The organism is Bradyrhizobium sp. PRIMUS42 (genome assembly GCF_023006515.1).
Classification (GTDB): Bacteria; Pseudomonadota; Alphaproteobacteria; order Rhizobiales; family Xanthobacteraceae; genus Bradyrhizobium.
The window spans coordinates 1-6,074 of the sequence record NZ_JALBGZ010000388.1 but is presented as its reverse complement, the minus strand read 5'-3'; the positions used below and the strand labels follow the sequence as shown (position 1 = coordinate 6,074).

Genomic DNA, 6,074 nt, shown 5'->3' with positions numbered 1-6,074 from the left:
CCCGGCGAAGGCCGCGAGCCCTGCGATCCCAAGCAGCGCGGCGTCGTCGCCGTGCGTGACGCGATCGTGATCCGCGGAGCCAAGGACCAGGCCGCGACGCTTCAAGTCAACAGCCGCACCGAGCACATCCGCTTCCGCTACATGCACATGAATCCGCAGGCGCTGAACGCCGACGGCGTGGTCAATGGCCGCATTGTCACCGAGGGCGAGAAGATCGGTGTCATCTCGAACTATCTCGACCATCCCGCCGGGACCTCGATGCACCTGCATTTCGACGTGCAGGTGTTCACACGCGACGGCTGGATCTGGGTCAGCCCCTACGTCACCCTGGTCTCCGCCTATGAACGCCTCATCCGTGCCCGCGGACGCGAGGTCGGCCCGGAGATCGCTGTCACGGCGCAGCCCGTGGCACACGCGCTGCCGGACGACGTTCTCAAGCCGGACCTGCGCGAGGGATCGAGCGGCGAGGACAATTGACGGCTTGCCCGCTCCAAGGCTGGTCGATGCAAGAGCTGATGTCGCGCACACCGCAGGCTCGAACAAGCAAGGGACACGGTTGATGAGCCTCGGACTGATCGGTCTTCTCGACGATGTCGCGGCGATTGCAAAGGTGGCGGCAGCCTCGCTCGACGATGTGGCGAGCCAGGCTGCCAAGGCAGGCACAAAGGCGGCTGGCGTGGTCATCGATGATGCGGCCGTCACGCCGAATTACGTCATCGGTTTTGCCTCGAAACGCGAATTGCCGATCGTCGGTAAGATTGCGATCGGATCGCTGCGCAATAAATTGCTGATCCTGCTCCCCATTGCCCTGCTGCTTGGATATTTCCTTCCCGCCGCGGTCACGCCGCTGCTCATGCTGGGCGGAGCCTTTCTTTGCTACGAGGGTGCCGAGAAAGTGCTCGAAGCCGTGATGCCGCATCATGCGCACCACCACGAAGCTCAGCTCCATCCAATTGCGTTGAATGCCCGGTCGGTCGAAGACGAGAAGGTCGCGAGCGCCATCAAGACCGATTTCATCCTGTCGGCGGAGATCATGGCGATCACGCTGGCGGCTATCCCGGCGGGCAGCATCTGGACGCAGGCACTGGTGCTGGCGCTGGTTGGCATCTTTATCACTGTCGGAGTCTACGGCGTGGTGGCCCTGATCGTGAAAGCGGACGATGTTGGGATGGCCCTCGCGCGCTATGACAGCGCCTCGATCATTGGCGGCCCGATCCGCTTGCTCGGACGCACACTCGTCCGCGGTATGCCCGTCTTCCTCGCGGTGCTGAGCACAATCGGAACCGCCGCCATGATCTGGGTCGGCGGCGGCATCATCCTGCATGGCATCGAAAAATACGGCCCACCCGTGGTTGGCCGCACGGTCCATGCCGCAACCGAGGCCGCCGCCCATGCCCTTCCATCCGTTGCCGGCATCATCGAATGGTCGGTCGAGGCGGCCATCTCAGGCTTGCTCGGACTGCTTGTCGGCGCGCTTGCGATTCCGGCCGTCCAATACGGTCTCTCTCCGGCATGGCAACGGTTGAGGCGATCGTCGCCGGCCTGAAGGCAACCGGCCGTGTCCCCCGGACTGCGCTTGGCTCCATCCGGGCTACCGATTATTCAAGCAGCGTCGTGAGCTGCGCGCCCTCATCCGCCACGAACACCGCGATCAACTCTGCCGGCTCGGTCGCACTGGCATTGGCGGAGACCAGATGCGTCGAGCCCGGCGGCTCGAAGAAGGACTGGCCGACGCCAAACGTCTCGACCGGACCGCCGCCGAGCTGGGACCGGATCTCGCCCTTGGTGATGTAGGCGGTGACGGATCCAGAGTGACGATGCGGACGCGAAAATCCGCCCGGGCCGTAGAACACACGCACGATGGTGACGCGCTTGCCCGGCACGTTTGGCAATGCGTAGGAGCCGATCGGCTCGACCTTGTCGAGCGGCGAACTCTCGGCCGCCGTGGCGCAGAGCGGCGCCAGTGCACCTGACACACTGTCGATCGTCACCGGCAGCACCTTGCCGATCGCAAGCGCGCAGGCGAGCCCTGCGACGACAGCGAATGTCGTCGAACGTGACACCGGACGCTGCACGGCAGAATAACCCATTGCTGTCATCGCGACCTCCTCTCGTGCTGATCAGGATGCCGCAGCATTCGCGGCGACCGGCCGCGCTGCCGGCGTCCAGCGAAACGCAGCACCAAAACGGTTCCAGACGTTGATCGAGGTGACCGCTGAGGTTAGGTACATCAACTCGGTCTCTGAAAACTCGCGGCCAGCTTCGGCGTAGACCTCGTCGCTGACGCCGTCGGGCAGCAAGGTCAGCGCCTCCGCCCAGGCCAGCGCCGCGCGCTCGCGCGCGGAAAAGACCGGCGCCTCGCGCCAGACCGCGACCAGATGGAGCTTGTCGGCGGGAACGCCGATCCGTTCCGACAGCAGGACGTGGTGCTGCACGCAGAAGGCGCAGCCGTTGATCTGCGAGGCGCGCAGCTTGACGAGCTCGATGAGATGCTTGTCGAGGCCGGCCTTGGTTGCAAGCTGACCGAGCGCCAGAACCAAATCATAGACGTCGGGCGCGATCTTCTTGAAATCCTCGTATTCGCTGCGGGCATGAGACATTGCGATTCACCTCGTCTTATTGTACGAATGCTTACATCTTATAAGAGCTCTTATATGTCACGCAAGTCCGCAGCCGCCACAAGAGCCAAAACCGCGTACAAGGCGCCCGCACCTGCCGACGACGTCGCCGTGCGCGTACCCGCGCCGGGAGAAGGCAAGCGCGGCGTGCAAGGCTATCTCGGCTATCTCCTGCGCCAGGCCCATGCAGCGGTCCGCCTGACGATGGAACGAACGCTCGCCGATCTCGGCGTGACGTCGCCGCAATTCGCGGTGCTTACGATGCTGAACGCCTATCCGGGCCTGTCCGGCGCCGACGTCGCCCGCCTCACCTTCCTGACGCCCCAGACCGTCGGCGTCATCATCCGCAACCTCGAACGCGACGGCGCGATTCTGATGACGCCGCATCCCGTCCACGGCCGCATCCAGCAATGGACGCTGACGCCGCGCGGTGCCACGCTGCTGAAGGCCTGCAGGGAGCGTGTGGTCGCACTGGAGAAGAGGCTGGCGAAAGGCTTGGACAGCAAGAACGAAACTGCCATCCGGCGGTGGCTAGCTGGGATCGCAGCTGATTTGAAGGAGGACTAGGCGGGCTTCCGCCCCTCGTGCCCAAAGAGGATGCTACCCGCCCTTCAGTGCATCCTTAACCGCGCCGTCGGGCCAGCTCTCGCCCGCCGCGATCACCCGCACGCGGCTGAGGTCCGTGTCATTCACCAGCACATGCGAACTCACCCGGTCGCCGCTCGGCTCCAGGTGCAGATCGGTTTCGGGCTTCCAGCTCAATGTGGTCGCAAGATCGCCTGGAAATATCTGCCATTGCGATCCGTCGTCCAGCTCGACGACATGGCTTTCCGCATGTGCGTATATCTTCATTCCACCCCGAATCTCGATGAGCAGCAGAATGGGCCCCGGCGCTCCGGCCGGGGCCTGCTGCATCAGTCGTTGTCGTGATGAATCACGGTCTTTTCGCGATTGCCGAATTCATCTTCCTTCTTGATCACCGTGGTGCGGTCGGCGGGCTCGCGCTCCTTGATGATGGTGGTACGGTCGCGATCGCGGTCTCGCTCGCGATATTCATGGGACTGACCTACCGTCACGCCCGCGCCGACCGGGCCGACATGAACGCCGACCTCGTCCGCGAACGCGGGCGCTGCGATGGCGGTGACCATGGCGGCGGCAAACAGATATTTCCTCATCTTGTCCTCCTCAGTGGTGCGGGGGGAATGCGGGACTGCGACAGTTTGTTCCGACGGAATGCCTGATCCGGTCACGCAGAACCTAGCCGCCCAGTTGTTCCAGGAACCGGCGCACACAGGCCATGTTTCAGGCTAGAATGTGCCCATGAAACACGCTGATTCCTCGCTCCATCCGACGCGCCGCGCCCTGCTTCAATCCACGCTCGGTGCAGCCGCTGTGCTCGCACTTCCGACACGCGTCCTCGCCGCACCTCCCGGCTTCGACGAATGGCGCGAAGCCTTTCGCGCACGTGCGATGGCGAAGGGCATTTCTGCCGCGACCTGGCAGCGCGCGATGGCGCGGGTCGAGCCGGACATGAGCGTGTTCAAGCAGATGCGCAGCCAGCCGGAATTCCACGAACAGGTCTGGCAATACATCAACCGCCGCGTTTCCGACTGGCGCATCATCAACGGCAAGATCGCCCTGAAGAACAACGAGGCACTGCTCGCGCGCATCGAGCGCGATTTCGGCGTCGAGCGCGGCACGCTGCTGGCGCTGTGGGGCGTCGAGTCCGCCTATGGCGATCCCCTGGTGCAGCAGAACCACATGACGCCGGTGTTTCCCTCGCTCGCCGCGCTCGCCTGGAACGAGCCGCGCCGCAAGGCCTATTGGGAGACCGAGCTGATCAACGCGCTGCGCATCGTCGACAAGGGCTGGAGCACGCCGGAGCAGATGCAGGGATCCTGGGCCGGGGCCATGGGGCACTCGCAATGGATGCCGGAAGTCTGGCTCAATGTCGGCATCGACTATGACGGCGACGGCAAGGTCTCGCCGTTCGGCAAGCCCGACGACGCACTGGGCTCGACCGCAAAATATCTCGTCAATCGCGGCAAATGGCATCGCGGCGAGCATTGGGGCTATGAGGTGCGCGCGGCCGCCAATATGAGCGGCAGCCGTACCTATGCGGCATGGCAGGCGGCCGGCGTAAGCCGCGCCGACGGCCAGCCGTTCCCGCAACCGAATGCATCCGCTCAGATGTGGACGCCGGTCGCGGGCGGACCGACGTTTCTGCTGGGACCGAACTTCTACTCGGTGAAGAGTTACAATCCGTCGATGAACTATGCGCTGGCGATCTGCCATCTCGGCGACCGCTGCCTCGGGGCGCCGCCTTTCATTCAACCCTTCCCCGGCTCGGAGCGCGCACTGACGCTCGCCGAGGTGCAGGAGATGCAGACGCGGCTGACCAAGGCCGGCTTCGACACCGGCGGCACCGACGGCCGCGTCGGCAACGACACCATGAAGGCGATCAAGGATTTCCAGCAGCGCGCGGGGATCACGCCGGCGGACGGCTATGGCGGGCTCAAGGTGCTGGCCAAGCTGCGGCAGGGGTCGTAGGCGACCTCAGTGCCGGTACTGCGGCTCCTCCGCATCGAGCTGTCGCCGGATCGCGGCGAGATGCAATCGCGCGGATTCGGAATCGCCCTCGCGCATCTGTCTGTAGGTCTCAGCCGCAATCGCGGGATCGAAGGGCAGCACTTTTCGCCCCGTCGACATCGCCAGCACCTGCACCTCGGCGGCGCGTTCGAGATAGTAGAGATCGTCCCATGCTTCCGCGATGGTCGGCGCCAGCACCATCACGCCGTGATGCTTCATGAAGACGATGTCGGCGTCGCCAACGGCTGATGCGATGCGCGCACCCTCGCGGTTGTCGAGCGCAAGGCCGTTATAGTCGCGGTCGACCGCGGTGCGGCCGTAGAATTTCAGCGCAGTCTGTCCGGCCCAGATCAGCGGATCGCCCTCGGTCATCGACAGCGCCGTCGCATAGGGCATGTGGGTGTGGAAGGCGACCTTGGCGCGCGGCAGGCGCTTGTGCATCTCGGCGTGGATATAGAACGCGGTCGCCTCGGGCACGCCCTCGCCGTCGAGCACGTTGCCGTGGAAGTCGCAGATCAGCAGCTTTGACGCGGTCAGCTCGCGGAAGGCGTAACCGTAGGGGTTGACCAGGAACAGATCGTCATGGCCCGGCACGACAGCCGAGAAGTGATTGCAGATGCCTTCTTCGAAGCCATTGCGCGCCGCCATGCGGAAGCAGGCGGCAAGGTCCTCGCGCGCAGTGCGGATCGCATCGGTCTCAAGGTCCGGCCGGTTCGAGCGGAATGGCGCTGATGCGGGTGAGGAAGCGTGAAGGCTGTGCGCCATGCGAAGGACACCTCTGTTGGTCGAGAGCTGCCCGCGTTGTACAGGGGCTGCGCCTGCGCGTCAGCCCCTGCGCGTGCCGCCCTGCCCTGCGCGGCTCACGCC

General features: G+C 64.6%; 8 protein-coding genes and 1 pseudogene. 4 read left to right on the top strand and 5 right to left on the bottom strand.

The window, feature by feature from the left end; translation table 11 throughout:
- Both MOV75_RS24325 and MOV75_RS24320 read left to right on the top strand, forming a co-directional pair.
- Window positions 1-477, top strand: a pseudogene (locus MOV75_RS24325) (M23 family peptidase); the annotation flags it as partial.
- A gap of 82 nt (window positions 478-559) precedes the next feature.
- A complete protein-coding gene (locus MOV75_RS24320) occupies window positions 560-1,546 on the top strand; it encodes a DUF808 domain-containing protein (protein ID WP_246925945.1) in 987 nt (328 codons plus the stop codon).
- A 52-nt stretch (window positions 1,547-1,598) separates the two neighbouring features.
- Here MOV75_RS24320 and MOV75_RS24315 read toward each other — a convergent pair whose 3' ends face one another.
- Window positions 1,599-2,099: a cupin domain-containing protein gene (locus MOV75_RS24315; RefSeq protein ID WP_246925944.1), complete on the bottom strand. Its 501-nt coding sequence runs from the start codon at window positions 2,097-2,099 to the stop codon at window positions 1,599-1,601.
- Window positions 2,100-2,120: 21 nt separating this feature from the next.
- On the bottom strand, window positions 2,121-2,600 hold the full coding sequence (locus MOV75_RS24310; RefSeq protein WP_246925943.1) for a carboxymuconolactone decarboxylase family protein: 480 nt from the start codon (window positions 2,598-2,600) through the stop codon (window positions 2,121-2,123).
- A gap of 54 nt (window positions 2,601-2,654) precedes the next feature.
- Between MOV75_RS24310 and MOV75_RS24305 the strand changes: the two genes are divergently transcribed.
- Window positions 2,655-3,185: a MarR family winged helix-turn-helix transcriptional regulator gene (locus MOV75_RS24305; protein WP_246925939.1), complete on the top strand. Its 531-nt coding sequence runs from the start codon at window positions 2,655-2,657 to the stop codon at window positions 3,183-3,185.
- A 33-nt stretch (window positions 3,186-3,218) separates the two neighbouring features.
- On the opposite strand, the gene MOV75_RS24300 is transcribed toward MOV75_RS24305, so the two are convergent.
- Both MOV75_RS24300 and MOV75_RS24295 read right to left on the bottom strand, forming a co-directional pair.
- Window positions 3,219-3,470, bottom strand: coding sequence for a hypothetical protein (locus tag MOV75_RS24300; RefSeq protein WP_309486817.1), 252 nt, complete (start codon window positions 3,468-3,470; stop codon window positions 3,219-3,221).
- Window positions 3,471-3,532: 62 nt separating this feature from the next.
- Window positions 3,533-3,793 carry a hypothetical protein gene (locus tag MOV75_RS24295; protein ID WP_246925935.1) on the bottom strand — a complete coding sequence of 87 codons (261 nt, stop codon included), beginning with the start codon at window positions 3,791-3,793 and terminating at the stop codon, window positions 3,533-3,535.
- A gap of 145 nt (window positions 3,794-3,938) precedes the next feature.
- Here MOV75_RS24295 and MOV75_RS24290 point away from each other — a divergent pair, with 145 nt between their 5' ends.
- The gene (locus MOV75_RS24290) at window positions 3,939-5,168 is read left to right on the top strand and encodes a lytic murein transglycosylase (RefSeq protein WP_246925934.1); all 1,230 of its coding nucleotides are present in this window, start codon (window positions 3,939-3,941) and stop codon (window positions 5,166-5,168) included.
- A gap of 6 nt (window positions 5,169-5,174) precedes the next feature.
- Here the strand turns inward: MOV75_RS24290 and MOV75_RS24285 are convergent, their stop codons facing one another.
- Window positions 5,175-5,972, bottom strand: coding sequence for an aldolase (locus MOV75_RS24285; protein ID WP_246925932.1), 798 nt, complete (start codon window positions 5,970-5,972; stop codon window positions 5,175-5,177).
- Window positions 5,973-6,074 lie beyond the last annotated feature (102 nt).

Bases quoted from the DNA above. Each gene is read 5' to 3' on its own strand.
- MOV75_RS24290 (WP_246925934.1), top strand. From the start codon at position 3,939: ATGAAACACGCTGATTCCTCGCTCCATCCGACGCGCCGCGCCCTGCTT.
- MOV75_RS24295 (WP_246925935.1), bottom strand. From the start codon at position 3,793: ATGAGGAAATATCTGTTTGCCGCCGCCATGGTCACCGCCATCGCAGCG.
- MOV75_RS24320 (WP_246925945.1), top strand. From the start codon at position 560: ATGAGCCTCGGACTGATCGGTCTTCTCGACGATGTCGCGGCGATTGCA.
- MOV75_RS24315 (WP_246925944.1), bottom strand. From the start codon at position 2,099: ATGACAGCAATGGGTTATTCTGCCGTGCAGCGTCCGGTGTCACGTTCG.
- MOV75_RS24300 (WP_309486817.1), bottom strand. From the start codon at position 3,470: ATGAAGATATACGCACATGCGGAAAGCCATGTCGTCGAGCTGGACGAC.
- MOV75_RS24285 (WP_246925932.1), bottom strand. From the start codon at position 5,972: ATGGCGCACAGCCTTCACGCTTCCTCACCCGCATCAGCGCCATTCCGC.
- MOV75_RS24305 (WP_246925939.1), top strand. From the start codon at position 2,655: ATGTCACGCAAGTCCGCAGCCGCCACAAGAGCCAAAACCGCGTACAAG.
- MOV75_RS24310 (WP_246925943.1), bottom strand. From the start codon at position 2,600: ATGTCTCATGCCCGCAGCGAATACGAGGATTTCAAGAAGATCGCGCCC.